This window comes from Jhaorihella thermophila (genome assembly GCF_900108275.1).
Lineage (GTDB): Bacteria > Pseudomonadota > Alphaproteobacteria > Rhodobacterales > Rhodobacteraceae > Jhaorihella > Jhaorihella thermophila.
In genome coordinates this window covers 21,252-41,311 of sequence record NZ_FNVD01000006.1, presented here as the reverse complement: position 1 = coordinate 41,311, position 20,060 = coordinate 21,252, and the positions used below count along the sequence as shown (strand labels likewise).

General features: G+C 65.1%; 18 protein-coding genes. 12 read left to right on the top strand and 6 right to left on the bottom strand.

Annotation, left to right across the window (positions count from 1 at the left end; all coding sequences use genetic code 11):
- Nucleotides 1–55: 55 nt before the first annotated feature.
- From mutL to C4S70_RS08700, 3 genes are all read left to right on the top strand, one after another.
- Nucleotides 56–1,915 carry a DNA mismatch repair endonuclease MutL gene (gene mutL / locus C4S70_RS08710; protein WP_104007733.1) on the top strand — a complete coding sequence of 620 codons (1,860 nt, stop codon included), beginning with the start codon at nucleotides 56–58 and terminating at the stop codon, nucleotides 1,913–1,915.
- Nucleotides 1,912–3,165 (top strand): DNA recombination protein RmuC, encoded by a 1,254-nt coding sequence (locus tag C4S70_RS08705; protein ID WP_104007732.1) that lies wholly within the window; start codon nucleotides 1,912–1,914, stop codon nucleotides 3,163–3,165. Before mutL ends, C4S70_RS08705 begins: the two co-directional genes overlap by 4 nt.
- 146 nt (nucleotides 3,166–3,311) lie before the next feature.
- Nucleotides 3,312–3,641: a DUF3775 domain-containing protein gene (locus tag C4S70_RS08700; RefSeq protein WP_104007731.1), complete on the top strand. Its 330-nt coding sequence runs from the start codon at nucleotides 3,312–3,314 to the stop codon at nucleotides 3,639–3,641.
- A gap of 162 nt (nucleotides 3,642–3,803) precedes the next feature.
- Here the strand turns inward: C4S70_RS08700 and C4S70_RS08695 are convergent, their stop codons facing one another.
- From C4S70_RS08695 to C4S70_RS08670, 6 genes are all read right to left on the bottom strand, one after another.
- A complete protein-coding gene (locus tag C4S70_RS08695) occupies nucleotides 3,804–4,946 on the bottom strand; it encodes a saccharopine dehydrogenase family protein (RefSeq protein ID WP_104007730.1) in 1,143 nt (380 codons plus the stop codon).
- A 4-nt stretch (nucleotides 4,947–4,950) separates the two neighbouring features.
- On the bottom strand, nucleotides 4,951–6,006 hold the full coding sequence (locus C4S70_RS08690) for a saccharopine dehydrogenase (protein WP_104007729.1): 1,056 nt from the start codon (nucleotides 6,004–6,006) through the stop codon (nucleotides 4,951–4,953).
- A gap of 13 nt (nucleotides 6,007–6,019) precedes the next feature.
- Nucleotides 6,020–6,670: a histidine phosphatase family protein gene (locus C4S70_RS08685; RefSeq protein WP_104007728.1), complete on the bottom strand. Its 651-nt coding sequence runs from the start codon at nucleotides 6,668–6,670 to the stop codon at nucleotides 6,020–6,022.
- A 105-nt stretch (nucleotides 6,671–6,775) separates the two neighbouring features.
- Nucleotides 6,776–7,006 carry a WGR domain-containing protein gene (locus C4S70_RS08680; RefSeq protein ID WP_104007727.1) on the bottom strand — a complete coding sequence of 77 codons (231 nt, stop codon included), beginning with the start codon at nucleotides 7,004–7,006 and terminating at the stop codon, nucleotides 6,776–6,778.
- A gap of 43 nt (nucleotides 7,007–7,049) precedes the next feature.
- Nucleotides 7,050–7,751, bottom strand: a complete 702-nt coding sequence (locus C4S70_RS08675) for a response regulator transcription factor (protein ID WP_104007726.1) — start codon at nucleotides 7,749–7,751, stop codon at nucleotides 7,050–7,052.
- Entirely contained in the window at nucleotides 7,748–9,649 is a 1,902-nt protein-coding gene (locus C4S70_RS08670; protein WP_104007725.1) for a hybrid sensor histidine kinase/response regulator, read from the bottom strand. Before C4S70_RS08670 ends, C4S70_RS08675 begins: the two co-directional genes overlap by 4 nt.
- A 235-nt stretch (nucleotides 9,650–9,884) precedes the next feature.
- Between C4S70_RS08670 and C4S70_RS08665 the strand changes: the two genes are divergently transcribed.
- The 9 genes from C4S70_RS08665 to C4S70_RS08625 all read left to right on the top strand — a co-directional run bounded on the left by C4S70_RS08665 (nucleotide 9,885) and on the right by C4S70_RS08625 (nucleotide 19,973).
- Nucleotides 9,885–12,044, top strand: a complete 2,160-nt coding sequence (locus C4S70_RS08665) for an AMP-binding protein (RefSeq protein ID WP_104007888.1) — start codon at nucleotides 9,885–9,887, stop codon at nucleotides 12,042–12,044.
- On the top strand, nucleotides 12,041–13,024 hold the full coding sequence (locus tag C4S70_RS08660) for a class I SAM-dependent methyltransferase (protein ID WP_104007724.1): 984 nt from the start codon (nucleotides 12,041–12,043) through the stop codon (nucleotides 13,022–13,024). The genes C4S70_RS08665 and C4S70_RS08660 overlap by 4 nt, the downstream gene beginning before the upstream one ends.
- Before the next feature lie 90 nt (nucleotides 13,025–13,114).
- Nucleotides 13,115–13,936 (top strand): ABC transporter ATP-binding protein, encoded by an 822-nt coding sequence (locus tag C4S70_RS08655; RefSeq protein ID WP_104007723.1) that lies wholly within the window; start codon nucleotides 13,115–13,117, stop codon nucleotides 13,934–13,936.
- 29 nt (nucleotides 13,937–13,965) lie between these two features.
- Nucleotides 13,966–14,952 carry a branched-chain amino acid ABC transporter permease gene (locus C4S70_RS08650; RefSeq protein ID WP_104007722.1) on the top strand — a complete coding sequence of 329 codons (987 nt, stop codon included), beginning with the start codon at nucleotides 13,966–13,968 and terminating at the stop codon, nucleotides 14,950–14,952.
- A 45-nt stretch (nucleotides 14,953–14,997) separates the two neighbouring features.
- A complete protein-coding gene (locus tag C4S70_RS08645) occupies nucleotides 14,998–15,261 on the top strand; it encodes a hypothetical protein (RefSeq protein WP_104007721.1) in 264 nt (87 codons plus the stop codon).
- 3 nt (nucleotides 15,262–15,264) lie between these two features.
- Nucleotides 15,265–16,341, top strand: a complete 1,077-nt coding sequence (locus C4S70_RS08640) for a branched-chain amino acid ABC transporter permease (protein WP_104007720.1) — start codon at nucleotides 15,265–15,267, stop codon at nucleotides 16,339–16,341.
- Between the two features lie 79 nt (nucleotides 16,342–16,420).
- A complete protein-coding gene (locus tag C4S70_RS08635; protein ID WP_104007719.1) occupies nucleotides 16,421–17,707 on the top strand; it encodes an ABC transporter substrate-binding protein in 1,287 nt (428 codons plus the stop codon).
- 116 nt (nucleotides 17,708–17,823) lie between these two features.
- Nucleotides 17,824–18,660, top strand: coding sequence for an ABC transporter ATP-binding protein (locus C4S70_RS08630; RefSeq protein ID WP_104007718.1), 837 nt, complete (start codon nucleotides 17,824–17,826; stop codon nucleotides 18,658–18,660).
- Nucleotides 18,661–18,752: 92 nt separating this feature from the next.
- Nucleotides 18,753–19,973 carry a phenylacetate--CoA ligase family protein gene (locus C4S70_RS08625; RefSeq protein ID WP_104007717.1) on the top strand — a complete coding sequence of 407 codons (1,221 nt, stop codon included), beginning with the start codon at nucleotides 18,753–18,755 and terminating at the stop codon, nucleotides 19,971–19,973.
- Nucleotides 19,974–20,060 lie beyond the last annotated feature (87 nt).

Here is a 20,060-nt window from a genome sequence, read left to right as displayed (position 1 = left end):
CCGCCTGGATTTCCCCGCTGGCAGAATCGCGCAGGTGCGTGCTAGGTTTTGCGGTATGACCCAGCACGACCCCAATATAGGCCAGCACCGCCCCGTCATTCGGCAACTCGACGACGCCGCGATCAACCGCATCGCGGCCGGCGAGGTGGTCGAACGCCCCGCTTCGGCCGTCAAGGAGTTGGTGGAGAACGCGATCGACGCGGGCGCGACCCGGATCGGCATCGACATCGCCGATGGCGGCAAAACCCTGATCCGCGTGACCGATGACGGCTGCGGCATCCCGCCCGACCAGCTGCCGCTGGCGCTGTCGCGGCACGCAACCTCCAAGATCGACGGGTCCGACCTGCTGGACATCCACACCTTCGGCTTTCGCGGCGAGGCGCTGCCGTCGCTGGGCGCGGTGGGGCGGCTGACCATCACCAGCCGTGCCGAGGGCGAGGAGGCCGCCACGATCCGCGTGAGCGGTGGCCGGATGGATCCGGTCAAGCCGGCCGCCCTGCGCGCCGGCACGGTGGTCGAGCTGCGCGACCTGTTCTACGCCACCCCGGCGCGTCTCAAGTTCCTGCGCAGCGACCGGGCCGAGGCGCAGGCGATCGGCGACACGCTCAAGCGGCTGGCGATGGCGGAACCGGCGATCGGGTTCACCCTGCGCGACGTTTCGGGCGGGGGCGAGGGGCGCGTGGTGTTCCGCGCTGATCCCGAATCGGGCGATCTGTTCGATGCGCTTCATGCCCGGCTGGCCCGCGTCATGGGGCGCGAGTTTGCCGAGAATGCCCTGCGGATCGACGCCACGCGCGAAGGGCTGCGGCTATACGGTTATGCTGCGCTGCCCACCTATTCGCGCGGCGCGGCGGTGGCGCAATACCTGTTCGTCAACGGCCGCCCGGTGCGCGACAAGATGCTGACCGGGGCGCTGCGGGCCGCCTATTTCGATTTTCTCAGCCGAGATCGTCACCCGGCGGCGGCGCTGTTCATCGACTGCGACCCGCATCTTGTGGACGTGAACGTGCACCCGGCGAAGTCCGAGGTCCGATTCCGCGACCCCGGCGTGGCGCGCGGGCTGATCGTGTCCGGCCTGCGGCATGCGCTGGCCGAGGCGGGGCACCGGGCCTCGACCACCGTGGCCGGGGCGACTCTGGGCGCGATGACGCCCGAGACGCAGGCGCCGCGCATCTACCAGATGGACCGCCGCCCGTCGGTCGCGGCGCGGCAGGCGGCGTATCAGGCGCAGGCGCCGGGCTTTGCGGAACTGGGCGGCGCGTTCAGCGGCCGGGTCGAGCCAGCGGTGGCACCCGAAGCCGCGGCTGAAACCGCGCCGGAAGTGCCGATCGAAGCCCTGCCGCTGGGCGTGGCGCGGGGGCAGGTGCATGAAAACTACATCATCGCCCAGACGGCGGACGGCATCGTGATCGTGGACCAGCACGCCGCCCATGAACGGTTGGTCTATGAGAAGCTGAAACGCCAGATGGCCGAGAACGGCGTCGCCGCGCAGGCGTTGCTGATCCCGGAAATCGTGGAGCTTTCCGAAGCCGACTGCGCCCGCCTTTTGGCCGAGGCCGGCAACCTTGCCCGGATGGGCCTGACCGTCGAGCCCTTCGGCGGTGGCGCGGTGGCGGTGCGCGAAACCCCCGCGATCCTGGGCGAGGTGGATGCGGCCGCCTTGATCCGCGACATTCTGGACGAGCTGGACGACCAGGGCGAAACGATCACCGTGCAGGCCCGGATCGAAGCGATCCTAAGCCGCGTGGCCTGTCACGGTTCGGTCCGGTCGGGGCGACGGATGCAGGCGGACGAGATGAACGCGCTGTTGCGCGAGATGGAGGCGACCCCGCATTCCGGCCAGTGCAACCACGGCCGCCCGACCTATGTCGAGCTGAAGCTGAAGGATATCGAAAGGCTGTTCGGGCGCACATGATCGAGATCGGCGGACAGAGCTACGCCTTGGGCGACCCGGCGGTGGTCGCGGTTCTGGCGGGGGCAGGGGTCGCGTTGCTGGTGCTGGTTCTGCTGGTTCTGCTGGTTTCCGCGCTGGCTGCCGCGCGGCGGTCGGCGCGGGCGGTGGAGCCCTTGTCGCAGCAGGTCGCGCTGATGGCGCAGAGCGTGCAGCAACTGGCGCAGGGGCAGGAGCATCTGCGCGGCGGGCTTCAGCATGTGTCGGACCAGCAGGCCAACGCACAGGTGCAGCTGATCCAGACCGTCGAGATGCGCCTGTCGGACGTGCAGCAGCACATGAACGACCGGCTGGCGGACAACGTGATGCGCACCTCGCGCGCGCTGACCGAGATGCAGGAGCGGATGAAGGAGACCCTGCACGGCACGTCGAAACAGACCGCGACCTCGCTGACCGCGCTGCAGGAACGGCTGGCCGCCATCGACAAGGCGCAGGACAACATCACCAAACTGTCGGGCGAGGTGCTGAGCCTTCAGGACATCCTGTCGAACAAGCAGACGCGCGGCGCCTTCGGGGAAATCCAGCTGAATGACATCGTGTCCAAGGCGCTGCCGGCGGATTCTTACGCCTTTCAGGCCACGCTGTCGAACGGGCGTCGGGCGGATTGCCTGGTTCATCTCCCCAATCCGCCGGGGCCGATCGTGATCGATTCGAAATTCCCGCTGGAAGCTTACGAGGCGCTGCGGCGGGCCGAGACTCAGGCCGAGGCCAGACAGGCCGCGCAGGCGTTGCGCGCGGCGGTGCGGGGTCACATCAAGGCGATTTCCGAACGCTACATCGTCGAGGGCGAGACCGCCGATGGGGCGATCATGTTCCTGCCATCCGAAGCGGTCTATGCCGAGCTTCACGCCAACTTCGCGGACGTGGTGCGCGAAGGGTTCGCCGCGCGGGTCTGGATCGTGTCGCCGACCACCTGCATGGCGACGCTGAACACGATGCGCGCGATCCTGAAGGACGCGCGGATGCGCGAACAGGCCGGCGCCATCCGCCGGGAACTGAGCCTGTTGCACAAGGATGTGGAACGGTTGGGCGACCGGGTCGCCAATCTCGACCGGCATTTCGGGCAGGCAGCGAAAGACGTGGCCGAAATCAAGATCAGCGCCGAAAAGGCGGGGCGGCGGGCGCTGCGGCTCGACAATTTCGATTTCGAGGAGCTGGCGCCGCAGGATGCGGGGCATGTCGTGTCCCTGGACAAGCCCGCCACGTCCCGCTGATCCCGACAGCTGCGCCACCGGGCTGACCGGCCTGCCTCTTGCGCCGGGGAAAAGGTTGGTCTGGAACTTGTAGGGCGATATTGCGTAAGATCGCGGGCAATGGCATGAGCCACGGGTCACGAGGATTCCGGCAACCGGAGAGAGGGATGGACGTAAATGACTTGGAGATTTCGCCCCGCAAGGTCGCGCAGGTCGCGCTGATGGCGCGCGAACTGGACCGGGCAGAGGACGAACTGCGCGCCTTCATCGACCGGATGAGCGAGGACGAGCAGGCCGAACTGGTGGCGATCATGTGGATCGGGCGGGAAAGTTTCTTTGCCGATGATCTGGAAGAGGCGATTGCCACGGCCAAGGCCGAGGCATCGACGCCCTGCGCCGACTATCTGATCGGCACGCCGCATGTGTCGGATCATCTCGAGAACGGGCTGGATGCGCTGGGCATTTCCGCCGAGGACGTGGAAAACGACCTGATGTGATCCAGCGGCGCCGCGCGCGCGGCGCGCGGCAAGGTTTTTCGTTCGATCGGTATCCGTGACGATCGCGGCGGCATTCGGCGCGAAGGTGCGTGCGGTGATGTCCCGCCGAAGAATTCATGCCTCCGGCGGGAGTATTTTTCGCAAGATGAAGAGTGGAGGCGTTCAGACGCGGCGGTCCACCAGTTGCAGATGCTGGGCGAGGTGGCCGACCTCGTCGAGCCAGGCCTGCACCAGTTTCGGATCGCTGGGCGCGGCGTGGACGCCCGCGGGGATTTGCCGGTTGAGGACCGCCTCGACCGCCAGTGAAACCGGGATCGACACCAGGCGCGCCATGGCGGTGCCGCGTTCGTCGCCCCAGGCGTCCATCACCCAGGTCTTGTGCCAGACCTCCTGCCCGTCGCGTTCGGCCTTGAGCCCGACGCAAAGCACGACGCGGTCGGGCTCGCCTTCGTCATAGGCGTTTTCCTCCCAGAACCGGTCGGACATTTCCTTGAGCCGGGCATCGCCTTCGGGGCCCGAGAGGGTTTCCACCTCGCGGAAGACGTCGGACCAGGCTTCGGCCCAGCCGTTGAGCCGCAACGTGCCGCGGACGAATTCGCGCACGGTCCAGTTCGGGTCGAACTCGTACTGTTCCATGAAGGGGATCGAGTCGCGGTTGGGATAGACCTCGAAGCTTTCGGGCGTGGGCAGGGGCGCGGTATAGGTCGAGATCGCGTCCCAAGGGCGGTCCACGCGCAGTTCGGCATAGTTGCGGATGGACCTCGACGGCGAGCGCAGTGCCTTGAGCACGCCCAGCGGCGACCAGCTGAACTTGTAGCGGAAGGCGTTGGGGAACTTCGGCACGCCGCCGCAATAGGAGATGAAGCTGAGATGGTTGGCCGGGTCGTAGGCGTCCGAGGCGCGGTAATCGGCGACCAGCGCATGCGCCATCAGGTGGTCGATGCCGGGATCGAGCCCCACCTCGTTGACCAGCGCGACGCCGGCCTCGCGGGCGCGGTCGTCCAGCGCGCGCATCTCGGGCGCGATGTAGGACGAGGAGACGAAATGCGCCCCCTTTTCGATCGCCAGTTCGGCCAGCGGCACATGCCAGTCGGCGGGCAGCATGGACACGATCACGTCGCCCTTCTGCACCGCTTGCGACAGCGCCTCGATGTCATAGGCACGGATGTCGTCGGTGAGATCGCCCACCGCTTCGCGCGCCTTGTCCACCGTCCGGTTCCAGACGGTAACATCGTGGCCCTGTTCGATCAGCCGGCGCAGGCCGGGGATGGCCGACAGGCCGGTTCCGCACCAGTGGATGGTCATGGTCTCAGATCCCTTTCATGTGTTCTTCGAAAGTCGCCCTGGCCCGACCCCAGACGCCGGCGTCCAGGTCGCCCAGCGTGAGCAGCGAGGGCAGGAGCTGTTCCGCATAGTCCCGCGAGCTTTCAAGCGGCAGCATGGACGGCAGGTTGTCGATCGCCATCACATCGAGCGGCGGGTCGTCATGAACGCGGATCACGGGTGCGTCCCAGGTGGTGGCGCGGTCATAGATCGGCACCGGGTTGTAGTCGCTGTCGGGGTCACAGGCGACGTCGCCGATCACGCACAGCCGGCGCCGGGCGGTGAGCGCCGCGCGCGGGACAAAGACCGGCGTGCCCGGCCGGGCGAAAATGCAGTTGAGGAACAGGTCATGGTCGAGGATTTCGGGAAATGGCCCGCCATGGGCGGTCTCGGCCATGTCCCAGCGGGTGACGGCAACGCCCATCGCCTCGCACAGGTCCGAGGCGCCGGTGCCGACCCGGCCCAATGCCCCGATGACGATGGCGCGGGGCCGGGCCGTGCCGGTCGCGTCGAGTTCCGCGCCGAGATCGGTCAGCAGCGCGTCCTTGTCCGGGTAGGCGCCGACCGGCCCGCAGATCTGGCCGCGCCTCTGCGCCGCCCAGGCCTTGAGCGAGACGGCGGCGCCGGCAAAGCCTGCCCAGTAGCCGAAGGCCGCGACCCGGCGGCCGGTTTCGTCCACCAGATACTCCAGGTCGTAGAGCGTGCCGCCGCCGGCCTTGAACCGTTCCAGCAGGCGGCGGCCGGAATGCTGGCCCTTGAAGGCATGGCCGAACATGATGTGACGGTGCGGCAGCGGGGTGCCGTCGTCGGGCAGTTCCTTGAGCCCGAAGATGATGGCGTCGGCGGGCGCGTCGGGCCAGCTGTTTTCGGGGGCGATTTCGCATCCGGCATCGCGGTAGCCGTCGATCGGGATGGCGCGGGTAGTGCTTTCTTCCACGGTCACCCGGATCCCGGCCTTGATCAGCGCGCGGGCGCCTTCGGGCGTCAGGCCGACCCGTTCCTCGTTGGGGCGCTGTTCGGCGCGGACCCAGAGATGTGTCATGCGGCGTTCCTTTTCACAGATGCGTCCGGGCGAAATGCCGGTCGGGATGTTCCAGATGGGGCGCGGCGTTGAACAGGACCGGGCTGAGCCGGTCGCCGATCGGGTAGAGACGGTGCATCGACGTGTTCATGATGGCAAGAGCCATTCGCGCCATCGCCGGGATGTCGAGGTCGAGCACCTGCCGCATGGCCATCGCGATCAGCCCGCCGGAGGTGACGACCAGCGCAGGACCGGGGCCGGCGGCGATTTCGGAGAGCGCGTCGCGGACACGGGCTTCGAACTGCTCGAAGGTTTCGGTGGCGCCCTCGATCCGGCCTTCGCGCCAGGCGGTGAAGACGGTCGGCAGGTGGGCGATGAAGCCTTCGCGTTCGGTCGGGACCGGAATGCCGTGTTGCTGTTTCAAGAGCTGCGCGAGGCGGAAATATTCCAGCTCGTTCAGGCGCGGATCGGGGGTGGCGTCGGGGTGACCCATGGCGCGGGCGGTCTCGATGTGCCGGGTAAGCGTGCCGCAATAGACGCGCGGGTGGTGGTCGCGTGCGGCGCGCAGGTGGTCGCCCAGCCAGCGCGCCTGCTGGTGGCCCAGCGGGCTGAGCCGGTCGTATCCGGTTTCGTCGCGCGCCTGGGTGTTGGCCTGGCCGTGGCGGATCAGAGTGATGTGGGACATGGCTGCTCCTGATGGCGCGTTCCTAGGCAAGCTTTGCGCCCGTGGAAAGGGCGGGCGCCTCCGGCGGGGGTATTTGGAACCAGAAAGAAGCGGGGGCGCGAAGGGTCAGGCGGCGCGGACATAGCCGCGGCGCAGGGCGGTGGCACGGGCGCGGTCGGCGGCAACCGAGGCCTCGCGCAGGTTGCCGTAAAGGCGGATGACCGACTGGCCGCGCCGGCCCGCCACGCCCCATTCGCGCAGCACGGACACCTCGGCAAAAAGGGTCATGGCGATCTCGACCCGGTAGAAGCGCCGGGGTTTGTCGGTGGTATCGCGATAGAGCAGGCAGACAGGCATGGGCCATTTCTAGCCGTGGCGAATCGGGCGCGCAACGGGGGCGTCAGGACCAGCGCACGTCGCCCAGAAAGATGTAGCCCGCGCCGTAGATCGTCTTGATGAGGCGGGGGTTTTTCGGATCTTCCCGCAGCTTGGTGCGCAGGCGCGAGATGCGCACGTCCATCGCCCGGTCGAAGCTTTCGCCTGCCGCGCCGCCGAGCGATTCCTGCATCTGGGCGCGGGAGATGAGGCGTCTGGGGCTTTCCAGAAAGAGGCGCAGCACTTCGCCTTCGGCATGGGAAAACGGGGTTTCGGCGCCGGTTTCGTCCTCGAGCACGTAACGGTCGAAATGCGCGGTCCAGCCGTTGAAATGCGCGGTGTCGCCGGCGGTCTGCGCCGCGCGGTTGCCGCGCAGGCGGGCGCGGATGCGGGCGACGACCTCGCTGGGGTCGAAGGGCTTGGTGATGTAGTCGTCGGCCCCCAGTTCAAGACCCGTGACCCGATCCTGCACCTCGGCGCGGCCGGAGATGATGATCACTATGGCGCCCTGTTCCAGTGCCAGCCGGTGCACCAGCGCCAGCCCGTCGGTGTCGGGCAGGGACAGGTCCACCAGGCACACGTCGGGGGTCAGGCCCTTGAGGAAGGCTTCGAATTCGCGGGCGCGAGCGAAGCTTTGCGTGCGGAATCCGGCCTCTTCCAGCGCCTCGGTCAGGATCTGGCGAATCTCGGGTTCATCGTCGAGGATGGTGACAAGCGGGGCGGTCATGCGGCGGCCTCGGGTCGGATCAGGGCCGACAGGTCGGCGGTGGTGAAGGGTTTGCGCAGCACGGCGCCGGTGGCCTGCGCCGAGATGAACAGCGGGTCGTCCTGCGGCAGGGACGTCATCAGGATGCAGGGGCGGTCGGGGGTTTCGATCCGTCGTTTCAGGTCGATGCCGGTGGCGTCCCCGCGCAGGCGGATGTCGGACAGCACCAGCCGGATGTCGTCGAGATCGGCCGCCAGTGCGACGGCTTCGTCCACGGTTTCGGCCTCGATCACCGAATAGCCCAGTTCCATCAGCATGTCGCGGAAGCCTTCGCGCAGTTCCGGGCTGTCCTCGACCAGCAGCGCGATGCCGCCATCGGCGACGGGCGCCTCGCGGTAGGGCAGGCGCAGCGTGACCTGCGCGCCGGTGGGCGTGTTGCCGATCTGCAGGTCGCCGCCGGCCAGTTTGACCATGTCATAGACCATCGGCAGGCCCAGCCCCGAGCCTTCGCCGCCCTTCGTGGTGAAGAACGGATCCAGCGCCGAATTCAGCGCCTCGGGGGAAAAGCCGGGGCCGGTGTCGCCGACCGAGATCTCGACCCAGGTGCGGCCGACGCAATGGGCGCTGACGGTGATGAGCCCCGAGGTTCCGCAGGCATCGCGCGCGTTCAGGATCAGGTTCAGAAGCGCATCCTGCAACATGCCCGCATCCAGCAGCAGCGTCACGTCCGGCGTGTGGTCCAGAACGCTGAGGCCGACGCCCCGCGGCAGGGTGGGGGTGGCGATCAGCTTAAGATCCTGCAGCAGCATGTGCAGGTCGGTGGCGCGCGGGCGCAGGGTCCGCCGGCCGGTGATGTCGGCGATCCGGTTGAGAAGCCGCGCACCGCGCCGCACCGCCGCCTGCGTGCCGGCGACCAGTTCGGCGGCCGGTTCGGGCAGGTCCATCTTTTCCAGCTTGTTCTGCATGCCGGTGATGATGGTCAGAAGGTTCGAGAAATCATGCGCCAGCCCGCTGGTCATCTGCGCCGCTAGCGCCCGGCGCCGCGACTGTTGCAGCGCCACGCGGGCCTGGGTCTCCTCGGTGATGTCCATCGACAGGATGTAGACGCCGCCGGCCCGGTCGGGGGTAAAGGCCACGCGGATGCGGCGGGAATTGTGATTCTCGGTGAATTCGAAGACCGAGCTTTTGCCGGCATAGGCCGCCTGAAGATGCGGTTCGATCCGCTGATAGGCAAAGGCGCCCAGCGCGTCGCGGATATGCATGCCGAGGATGTCCGAGGGCCGCCCCGGCAACACCGCGCTGAGGCGCCGGTTGGAATAGGTGTAGTGGCCGCTCGCGTCCACATGGGCGATATGGGCCGGCATCATCTCGGTGGTCAGGCGGGTGCGGGCCTCGATCTCGGTCAGCTGGCGCTTGGCCTCTTCCAGCGCGGTGATGGTCGCGGCGAGCTTGCGGTTGGTTGCCGAAAGCTCTTCGGCATGGGCCAGAAGCTGATCCGACAACTCCTCGGACCGGGCGCGCAGCAGCTGTTCGACACGCTTGGTGCGGGTGATGTCGGTATAGACCGCGACCCAGCCCCCCTGCGGCAGCGGCGCGCCCTCGATAGAGATCACCTGTCCGTTGGCGCGGGTGCGCTCGACATAGTGCGGCTCGAAGGCCAGCGCCTGTTCGACGCGGGCGCGGATGAAGGATTCGGGCTCGGCGACCTCGCCGTATTCTCCGGTTTCGACAAGGTGGCGGATCGTGTCCTCGAACCGCGCGCCGGGTTGCACCAGCCGGTCGGGCAGATCGAACATCTCCTTGAACCGGCGGTTGCAGACGGCCAGCCGCAGATCCTTGTCATAGATCGACAGGGCCTGTGCGATCAGGTTCAGACCGGCCTCGGTCATCGCCCGTTTCTGCTGTTCCGCGTAGTCCATGCCCGGTCTCTCCCCGGCTCTTTGCTAGCACCCTCTGACGGCGGGGCAAAGGGGGCGGGCAGAGGGTTCGATGGCGCGACCCGCCCGCCCCCGGAGCGCTGAAACAATTCGTAAGATTTGGGAAAACATCAGGAAAAAATTGACGCGCAGGAATTTGCCTGATCTGTTTCGCGAGGGAATCGTGAGAGCGTTCTTGTCCGGCCCGGGGGAGTGGCCGGAAGGGGAGGAAAGACAATTGGCTCAGACGCAGTCGGGCGCCGAGGGGCTTCAGTCCCTGCCGGCGCTGCTTCAACGCAACGCGACCAGGTTCGCCAACCGGCCGGCCTATCGGGAAAAGGAATTCGGCATCTGGCAGTGCTGGACCTGGGCCGAAACCGAAAAGGAAATCGAGGCGCTGGCGCTGGGGTTCATCAACCTGGGCGTCCAGCCGGGCGATTTCGTCGCGATCATCGGGCGCAACCGTCCCTATCTGTATTGGTCGATGGTTGCCGCCCAGTCGGTGGGGGCGGTGCCGGTGCCGCTGTATCAGGACGCGGTGGCCGAAGAGATGGCCTATGTGCTGGCGCATTGCGGCGCGCGCTTCGTCGTGGCCGGCGATCAGGAGCAGGTGGACAAGGTCATCGAGGTCAAGGAGCAGCTGCCGAACCTCGAACATGTCATCTATCTCGACCCGCGGGGCCTGCGGAAATACGACCACACCCGGCTGCATCAATACAGCCACATCCAGGCCCAGGGCCGCGCCGCCCATGACGAGCTGATCGGCGAGCTGAAGCGGCGGCGCGAGAAGCTGACCTATGACGACACCTGCGTGATGCTCTACACCTCGGGCACCACGGGCAAGCCCAAGGGCGTGGTGCTGTCGAACCGCAACGTGATCGAAAGCTCCAAGAACTCCGCCGAGTTCGACAACCTGACCGAGGAAGAGAACATCCTGTCCTACCTGCCGATGGCCTGGGTGGGCGACTTCATCTTCTCGATCGGTCAGGCCTATTGGTGCGGGTTCTGCGTGAACTGCCCCGAAAGCCAGGACACTATGATGACCGACCTGCGCGAGATCGGGCCGACCTATTTCTTTGCCCCGCCGCGCGTGTTCGAAACCCAGCTGACCAACGTGATGATCCGGATGGAGGATGCCGGCGCGCTGAAATACGCGCTGTTCCACCATTTCCTGGAATTCGCCAAGGGCGGCGCGGGCGAGAAATACGGGATGCCCAGGCGCAAGCGCAGCGTGCTGACGTTCAAGCGCCGTATGGTGCGGGCCTGGCGCTATGCGATGGGGGTCGGGTTCGCCATCGAGACGCTGATCGAGAACGCGATCCGGCTGTTCTTCTACAAGCTGCGATACGGCAAGGACGCGCGCAAGCATTTCAAGGCCCGCGATCCGCTGGGCCTGATGATCTATCCCGAGCCGCTGAAGAGCTATTTCAAGTATCGCATGGGTGACGTGCTGATCTACGGCCCGCTCAAGGACACGCTGGGCTTTGGCCGGATCCGGGTCGCCTATACAGCGGGCGAAGCGATCGGGCCGGAGATCTTCGAGTTCTTCCGCTCGCTGGGGATCAACCTCAAGCAGCTTTACGGCCAGACCGAGGCGACCGTGTTCATCACCGTCCAGCCCGACGGGCAGGTGCGGGCCGACACGGTGGGCGTTCCGGCGCCCGACGTCGAAGTCCGCATCGACGAAAAGGGCGAGATCTACTATCGCAGCCCCGGCGTGTTCGTGGAGTATTTCAAGAACCCCGAATCCACCGCTTCGACCAAGGATGCCGAGGGCTGGGTGGCCACGGGCGATGCCGGCTTCTTCGAGGAAGGCACCGGGCATCTGCGGATCATCGACCGCGCCAAGGACGTGGGCAAGATGGCCGACGGCAGCATGTTCGCGCCCAAATATGTCGAGAACAAGCTGAAGTTCTATCCCGACATCCTTGAGGCCGTTCTGTTCGGCAACGGCAAGGATTACTGCGTGGCCTTCATCAACATCGACATGACCGCGGTCGGCAACTGGGCGGAACGCAACAACATCCCCTACGCGTCCTATCAGGAACTGGCCGGGCATCCGCAGGTTCTGGACACGATCCAGAAGCATGTGGAAGAGGTCAACGAAAGCGTGGCGCAGGACGCCATGCTGTCGGGCTGCCAGATCCACCGCTTTGTGGTGCTGCACAAGGAACTGGACGCCGACGACGGCGAACTGACCCGCACCCGCAAGGTGCGCCGGCGGATCATCGAAGAGAAATACGCCGACATCATCGACGCGCTCTACGACGGGTCCAAGACCGTCAGCACCGAGACCGAGGTGACCTACGAGGACGGCCGCAAGGGCTCGATCAAGGCGACGCTCGAGATTCGCGATGCCAAGGTGGTTCCGACCGGGCAGAAGATGGCGGCGGAATGAGCCTTTCGGGGGGGACATACGGCCGCCCGGCCGCGACCGACGGCGCCAGCCGCGGTCTTGCCGACGGGCTGTTCATGTGCTGTGACTGCGGCGCGGAGCTTGAGGAGTTCGCGTGCTGCACGGCCTGCGGACGCAGCTTTGCGCTGCGCGACGGCCGCCCCGCGCTGTTCCCCGAGCAGCCGCGCGACGCGGTCTGGCGCATTCCCGTCGCGGCGTTCGACCCCGGGGCGATCCCCAAGGACCGCGCCTATCGCTATCCCGAGCGTTCGGGGCAGGAGGCCTCTGGCGTCTATCACCTCGATCGTGCGCATGAGGACGTGCTGAACGGTCTGCCCAAAGGGTCGCTGGTGCTCGAGATCGGCTGCGGCGGTGGGCAGATGCGCAAATGGGTCAAGGACCGCGGGCTGGACTACCTGGGCACCGACGTGTCGGTCGAGCGGGTGCATGACTGGCTGGCACAGCATGGCGGTCCGGACATCCTGTGCGACGCCCATGCCCTGCCGATTCGGAGCAACAGCGTCGATGCGGTCTACGCCGTCGCGGTGTGGGAACACCTCGCCTTTCCGCAACTGGCCGCCCAAGAGGTGCGGCGCGTGCTGAAACCGGGCGGCTATTTCCTGGGCTCGGCCTCGTTCCTCGAGCCGTGGCACGACGAGAGCTATTACCACATGACGCCCAATGGCACGCACATGACGCTGCAGCTGGCGGGGCTGGACGTGCTGTTCATATGGCCCGAGGTCAACTGGCCGGGTTTCCGGGCGATGCTGGTGATGGGCAACAAGGCCACGCGCCCGGTCGCCTGGCTGGGGCGGCTGATGAACCGGTTCTACCTGTTTCCGAAACAGATGCAGTTCTTTCTGGGCAACCGGCGCTGGCCAGGGCTGGACGATCTGCACACCGTCCGCAGCACGATGGCCGGTGCAATCGCCTGGATCGCCAGGAAATCGGCGCCGGCGCACGGGTCGGAGGCGTCGGCATGAAAGAGACGGGCAATATGGATCACGGCGTCCGCGCCGTCGCCCGGGAGGGGCACGAAATGAAGAAACGTTGTCAGGGGGAGATCGCTGATCATGCTTGACGCATCCCAGGACGGATACATCACCGAGGACGGCCGCCGGATCGGCGGCGTGGTGATGGAGATGAAGAACATCACCCTGCGGTTCGGCGGCGTGGTGGCGATCAAGGACATCAGCTTTGACATCCGCGAAGGCGAGATTCGCGCGATCATCGGCCCCAACGGCGCCGGCAAGTCGTCGATGCTGAACGTGATCTCGGGGTTCTATGTGCCCCAAGAGGGCGAGATCTGGTTCCGCGGCGAGCGCCGCCCGCCCATGAAGCCCTACGAGGTGGCGCGCCAGGGCATCGCGCGGACCTTCCAGAACATCGCGCTGTTCGAGGGCATGTCCGTGCTGGACAACGTGATGACCGGGCGGCTGACGCACATGAAGTCGGGCCTGTTCCAGCAGGCGCTGTGGAAGGGCAAGGCCGAGGAGGAAGAGGTCGCCAACCGCGAAGTGGTCGAGCACATTATCGACTTTCTCGAGATTCAGCACATCCGCAAGACGCCGGTGGCGCGTCTGCCCTATGGCCTGAAGAAGCGGGTCGAACTGGCGCGCGCGCTGGCGGCCGAGCCGAAACTGTTGCTGTTGGACGAACCCATGGCTGGCATGAACGTCGAGGAAAAGGAGGACATGAGCCGCTTCATCCTGGACGTGAATGACGAATTCGGCACCACCATCGCGCTGATCGAGCATGACATGGGCGTGGTCATGGACCTGTCCGACCGCGTGGTGGTGATGGATTACGGCAAGAAGATCGGTGACGGCACGCCCGACGAGGTGCGCAACAACCAGGAGGTGATCGACGCCTATCTGGGGGTGAGCCATGACTGATCAATCGAAGACTTGGGAGGGGGGCTCGGATGCCTGAGCAGTTGATTTTCTCGATCGAGGTGTTCCTCAACGGCCTGATGGCGGGGGTCCTCTATTCGCTGGTCGCGCTGGGCTTCGTGCTGATCTACAAGGCGTCCGGCATCTTCAACTATGCCCAGGGCGTGATGGCGTTGTTCGCGGCGATGACGCTGGTGGGGATCATGGACGGGCAGGTGCCGTTCAGCCACCTCATCAACGCGACTTTCGGCACCGACGTGCACCATTTCGGCTGGCAACTGCCGGCGTTGCTGTCGATCTTGCTGACCGCCGGAGTCATGGTCCTGCTGGCTTGGGCGGTGCATCACTTCGTCATGCGCCACCTTGTCGGCCAGGAGCCGATCATCCTGTTCATGGCGACCATCGGGCTGGCCTATTTCCTGGAAGGCTTTGCCGATCTGATGTGGGGGTCCGAGATCAAGACGCTGGATGTCGGTCTGCCTCAGGGTTTGAACGAAACCATCGACGAGGTGACCTACAACATCTTCGGCTACGGGTTCTTCATCGACAATCTCGACATCGTGGCGACCGTGATCGCGGCGCTGCTTGTGGTCGCGCTGGTGCTGTTTTCGCAATATACCAAGCATGGCCGGGCGATGCGCGCGGTGGCCGACGATCACCAGGCCGCACTGTCGGTTGGCATCAATCTCGACTTCATCTGGGTGATGGTCTGGTCGGTCGCCGGGTTCGTGGCGCTGGTCGCCGGGATCATCTGGGGCGCCAAGTCGGGCGTGCAGTTCTCGCTGTCGCTGATCGCGCTCAAGGCGCTGCCGGTGCTGATGCTGGGCGGGTTCACCTCGATCCCGGGCGCCATCGTCGGCGGGCTCATCATCGGGGTGGGCGAAAAGCTGTTCGAATTCTGGGTCGGCCCGCTGGTCGGCGGCGCGACCGAGAACTGGTTTGCCTATGTGCTGGCGCTGATCTTCCTCGTGTTCCGCCCGCAGGGGCTGTTCGGGGAGAAGATCATCGAAAGGGTCTGACGCGGGGACGCGGCCGCGCGTCGCCAAGGGGAGGAGAATGGCGGCATGAAGAAGCTGATCGCGATTGTCAACGTCATCGCTTGGTCCGGGTTCTGGGCCTTTGGCTACCTCGCCCTTGCGGCCGAGGGACTGACAGACGCGCAGCTCGTGACCGCCGCCGTTCTGGCCTTTGCCGGGTTGGTGACCGGGCTGCTGGCCTACCAGAAACTCGTCCGTGCCGCAGAAGAAAGCGGATACGCGAAGAAAACCAATCAACTCGATGCCGCGGCCCGCAATCGCGCGCATCAAGAAGCCGAAAAGGGCCTGTAAGCCATGTTCTATCGTGAAGCCGGGGACTTCAAGACATCCTATCAAGAGGACAGCCAGACCTTTCCGATCAAGTTCGATCGGTATGGGTTTTACGTTGCGCTCGCGGTCGCCTTTCTGATCATTCCCCTGGTCATCAACGACTATCTGGCCAACGCACTGCTGCTGCCGTTCCTGATCTACGCGATCGCGGCGATCGGCCTGAACATCCTGACCGGCTATGCCGGGCAGGTCAGCCTGGGCACCGGCGGGTTCATGGCGGTTGGGGCCTACGCGGTCTACAAGTTGATGACCGCCTTTCCCGAGGTCAGCATGTTCGTTCACGTCCTGCTGGCCGGGGGCATCACCGCCGCGGTCGGCGTCCTGTTCGGTCTGCCCAGCCTGCGGATCAAGGGCTTCTACCTCGCGGTGGCCACGCTGGCGGCGCAGTTCTTTCTGGTCTGGGTGTTCAACCGGGTGCCGTGGTTCTACAACTACTCGGCCTCGGGCCAGATCAGCGCGCCCGAACGCGACGTGATGGGCATCATCATCACCGGCCCCAACGCGCCGGCCTGGGCGGCCTACCTGTTCTGCCTGATCTTTCTGACCGCCTGCGCGCTGGTTGCGCGGAACCTCACGCGCGGGTCGGTCGGTCGGACCTGGATGGCGATCCGCGACATGGACATCGCCGCCGAAATCATCGGGGTGGATCCGCTCAAGGCCAAGCTGACGGCCTTTGCGGTCAGTTCGTTCTTTATCGGCATCTCGGGGGCGCTGTTCTTTGCGCTCTACCTGGGCGCCGTCGAGGTGGGCGAGGCGTTCGGCATCCAGAAATCGTTCCTGGTGCTGTTCATGGTGATCATCGGCGGTCTGGGCTCGATCTTCGGCTCTTTCGCCGGGGCGGCCTTCCTGGTGCTGCTGCCGGTGGTGCTCAAAGTATTCGGCGCCGACTGGTTGGGCTGGCCCACGGACATCGTGGCCCACCTGCAGCTGGTGATCGTCGGCGCCCTGATCACCATGTTCCTGATCCTCGAGCCGCACGGGCTGGCGCAGCTGTGGCGCGTGGCGAAGGAGAAGCTTCGGCTCTGGCCCTTCCCCTACTGATGGGGATGGCCCGAATTCAAGCGGGGTGAGCAATTCCGCCCCACCATTACATCGGACCAATCAAGGGAGGATAAACCCGATGAAAATGAAACTGGCAACCTTGGCGCTGGGCGCCCTGATGGCCGCAGGCCCGGCGATGGCCGACCTGGTGTTCCCGTCGCTCAGCTACCGCACCGGGCCGTTCGCCGCAGGGGGCATTCCGTTTGCGGACGGATATGCCGACTATTTCACCATGCTGAACGAGCGGGATGGGGGGATAGGTGGCGTTCCTGTCCGGGTCATCGAATGCGAAACCGGCTACAACACCGAGAAGGGTGTCGAATGCTACGAAGCGACAAAGAATGAAGGCTCGCTTCTGTATCAGCCGCTGTCGACTGGTATCACCTACCAGTTGATCCCCAAGGTCACGGCTGACGGTATCCCGCTTCACACAATGGGTTACGGTCGTACATCAGCCGCATATGGCAAAGTGTTCAAATGGGTTTTCAATTATCCCGCGAATTATTGGAACGGCGCGTCCGGAGCGATCAATCACATCCTCGAACTGAACGATGGCGACATAGCGGGCAAGAAAATTACGCTGCTTTACCACAACTCCGCCTACGGCAAAGAACCAATTCGTACGCTTGAGGAACTGAGCAAGAAGCACGGTTTCGAACTGTCTTTGCTTCCGGTTGACAGCCCCGGTCAGGAGCAGAAATCGCAGTGGCTCCAGATCCGCCGCGACCGTCCAGACTATGTACTTTTCTGGGGGTGGGGAGTCATGAACCAGGTTGCGATCCAGGAAGCTGCCAACATTCGCTTCCCGATGGAAAACTTCATCGGCATTTGGTGGTCGGGCGCCGAGCCGGACGTTCTGCCGGCCGGAGAAGGAGCTCATGGATACAAGGCGCTGACATTTACCGCAACTGGTGACGATTTCCCGGTTTTCGATGACATCAAGAAATACGTGATTGATGCCGGAAAAGCAGCTGGGAATGGCGATAAACTGGGCACGGTGCAGTACAACCGCGCCGTCTATGCAGCCATGTTGGCTGCGGAAGCTGTCCGAAAAGCGCAAGAAATTCACGGTGTCGCCGACATCAACGCTGCCCAGATGCGCGACGGAATGGAAGCACTTGTAATTACCAAGGAGCGTATGGCCGAACTGGGAATGGAAGGCTTTGGCCCGACCTTCGAGGTATCCTGTGAAAACCACGGCGGCCCGGGACTGGTGGGCGTCAGCCAATGGGATGCCAAGGCTCAGAAGTGGAATCTGATCTCGGACTTCAAACCGACCGACGGCGAAGTGATCGGCGCGCTGATCGAGGAAGACGCCATGGCCTATGCCAAGGAACACAACATCGAGCTGCGTGACTGCAACTGATCCATGCCCGGCCCCGGCGCGTATCCGGGGCCGGTCCGAACCCCGGTGCGGCGGACGCCGCCGCGCCGACCCCTGACAGCCCCGGCCCGGTCGGGACGACATGAGGAAAACCGCTGATGCTGGATGCAGCCAACACCACGGACACGCAGGTTGAAACCCTGCTGGACATCAACAATATCGAGGTGATCTACAACCATGTGATCCTCGTGCTGAAGGGCGTGTCGCTGAGCGTGCCCAAGGGCGGGATCACCGCGCTTCTGGGCGGCAACGGCGCGGGCAAGACGACGACGCTAAAGGCGGTGTCGAACCTGCTGCATTCGGAACGCGGCGAGGTGACCAAGGGCAGCATCTACTATCGGGGCCAGAAGGTGCAGGATCTCGATCCGGCCGAACTGGTCCGGATGGGCGTGATACAGGTGATGGAGGGACGCCACTGTTTCGAACACCTGACCGTCGAGGAAAACCTGCTGACGGGGTTCTACACCCGCAAGGGGAGCCGCGCGGAAATGGAGCGCGATCTCGAGATGGTCTATACCTATTTCCCGCGCCTGAAAGAGCGGCGGCGCAGTCAGGCCGGCTATACCTCGGGCGGTGAACAGCAGATGGTGGCCATCGGTCGCGCGCTGATGTCGCGCCCCGAAACCATCCTGCTGGACGAGCCCAGCATGGGGCTTGCGCCGCAGCTGGTGGAAGAGATCTTTGAAATCGTCCGTGACCTGAACGAAAAGGAAGGCGTGTCCTTCCTGCTGGCCGAGCAGAACACCAACGTGGCACTGCGGTTCGCGCATTACGGATACATCCTGGAAAACGGCCGCGTGGTGATGGACGGCCCGGCGGCCGAACTGCGCGAGAACCCGGACGTCAAGGAATTCTACCTCGGCATGTCCGAGGAAGGGCGCAAGTCGTTCCGCGATGTGCGTTCCTACCGCCGCCGCAAGCGTTGGCTGAGCTGACGGCGAAACTTTGAACATCGTGCCCGGCGGCCATGCCGGGGCGGGAATGACTGGCGGGCCGCGCATTGTCGCGGCGCCAAAAGGGGTGAGCGATGAGCCAGTATTACGATGCGTTGGAAACCCGGTCGGCCGACGAACGCGCCGCAGCCATTGCCGAGGCGCTGCCGCGGCAGATCCGTCTTGCCCAGGCAGCGCCGGGCTATGCGGGTTCGCTGGATGACGTTGACGCCGATCAGATCGCGACGGTCGAGGCGCTGGCCCGACTGCCGGTGCTGCGCAAATCGGAACTGAGCCGCGCGCAGAAGGCCAACCCGCCCTTTGGCGGGTTCACGGCAAAGCCGGCGCATGAATTCGCGCATATCTTCCAGTCGCCGGGTCCAATCTACGAACCGGGCGGCGTCGGGCATGACTGGTGGCGGATGGGCCGGTTCCTGCACGCCGCCGGGATCGGAAAGGGCGACATCGTTCAGAACTGTTTTGGCTATCACCTGACGCCCGCCGGCATGATCTTTGAAAACGGCGCGCGCGCGGTGGGTGCCGCTGTCCTGCCCGCCGGGACCGGCCAGACCGAACTGCAGGTGACGGCGGCGCATGACGTGGGTTCGACGGCTTACGCGGGCACGCCGGATTATCTCAAGATCATCCTCGACAAGGCCGACGAAATGGGGGTGAAGCTCAACTTCTCCAAGGCGGTCGTGGGAGGCGGTGCGCTGTTTCCGTCGCTGCGGCAGGAATATGCCGATCGCGGCATTGCTTGCCTGCAGAACTATGCCACCGCGGATCTGGGCAACATCGCCTATGAAAGCCCGGCGATGGAAGGGATGATCGTGGACGAAGGCGTGATCGTCGAAATCGTCACCCCCGGCACCGGAAACCCGGTCGCGCCCGGCGAGGTGGGCGAGGTGGTCGTCACCACGCTCAACCCCGATTATCCGCTGATCCGGTTCGCCACCGGCGACCTGTCGGCAGTGATGGAGGGCCAGAGCCCCTGCGGCCGCACCAACATGCGGATCAAGGGCTGGATGGGCCGCGCCGACCAGACCACCAAGATCAAGGGGATGTTCGTCCGCCCCGAACAGGTGGCGCAGCTTGTGGAAAAGCATGACGAAATCCTCAAGGCCCGCGTGATTGCCGCCCGTGACGGCGAGATGGACGCGATGACGGTCCAAATCGAATCGACCGCTCAGGATCCGTCGACCTTTGCCAAATCGGTTGTCGAAGTGCTGAAGTTGAAGGGCGCGATCGAGATCGTGCCCCCCGGAACCCTTCCCAAGGACGGGCTGGTGATCGAGGATCGGCGCAAATACGACTGATTTGCAGTTTCGAACTGGAAATTCCGACTGAAATGGTCGAACAAGGGCGGGACGCATTCTGTGCGTCCCGTTTTCCATTTCCCTGTT

Bases quoted from the DNA above. Each gene is read 5' to 3' on its own strand.
- C4S70_RS08695 (WP_104007730.1), bottom strand. From the start codon at position 4,946: ATGACCATCCACTGGTGCGGAACCGGCCTGTCGGCCATCCCCGGCCTG.
- C4S70_RS08630 (WP_104007718.1), top strand. From the start codon at position 17,824: ATGCTGGATGCAGCCAACACCACGGACACGCAGGTTGAAACCCTGCTG.
- C4S70_RS08705 (WP_104007732.1), top strand. From the start codon at position 1,912: ATGATCGAGATCGGCGGACAGAGCTACGCCTTGGGCGACCCGGCGGTG.
- C4S70_RS08690 (WP_104007729.1), bottom strand. From the start codon at position 6,006: ATGACACATCTCTGGGTCCGCGCCGAACAGCGCCCCAACGAGGAACGG.
- mutL (WP_104007733.1), top strand. From the start codon at position 56: ATGACCCAGCACGACCCCAATATAGGCCAGCACCGCCCCGTCATTCGG.
- C4S70_RS08675 (WP_104007726.1), bottom strand. From the start codon at position 7,751: ATGACCGCCCCGCTTGTCACCATCCTCGACGATGAACCCGAGATTCGC.
- C4S70_RS08670 (WP_104007725.1), bottom strand. From the start codon at position 9,649: ATGGACTACGCGGAACAGCAGAAACGGGCGATGACCGAGGCCGGTCTG.
- C4S70_RS08645 (WP_104007721.1), top strand. From the start codon at position 14,998: ATGAAGAAGCTGATCGCGATTGTCAACGTCATCGCTTGGTCCGGGTTC.
- C4S70_RS08680 (WP_104007727.1), bottom strand. From the start codon at position 7,006: ATGCCTGTCTGCCTGCTCTATCGCGATACCACCGACAAACCCCGGCGC.
- C4S70_RS08660 (WP_104007724.1), top strand. From the start codon at position 12,041: ATGAGCCTTTCGGGGGGGACATACGGCCGCCCGGCCGCGACCGACGGC.
- C4S70_RS08655 (WP_104007723.1), top strand. From the start codon at position 13,115: ATGCTTGACGCATCCCAGGACGGATACATCACCGAGGACGGCCGCCGG.
- C4S70_RS08685 (WP_104007728.1), bottom strand. From the start codon at position 6,670: ATGTCCCACATCACTCTGATCCGCCACGGCCAGGCCAACACCCAGGCG.
- C4S70_RS08650 (WP_104007722.1), top strand. From the start codon at position 13,966: ATGCCTGAGCAGTTGATTTTCTCGATCGAGGTGTTCCTCAACGGCCTG.
- C4S70_RS08625 (WP_104007717.1), top strand. From the start codon at position 18,753: ATGAGCCAGTATTACGATGCGTTGGAAACCCGGTCGGCCGACGAACGC.
- C4S70_RS08700 (WP_104007731.1), top strand. From the start codon at position 3,312: ATGGACGTAAATGACTTGGAGATTTCGCCCCGCAAGGTCGCGCAGGTC.
- C4S70_RS08640 (WP_104007720.1), top strand. From the start codon at position 15,265: ATGTTCTATCGTGAAGCCGGGGACTTCAAGACATCCTATCAAGAGGAC.
- C4S70_RS08635 (WP_104007719.1), top strand. From the start codon at position 16,421: ATGAAAATGAAACTGGCAACCTTGGCGCTGGGCGCCCTGATGGCCGCA.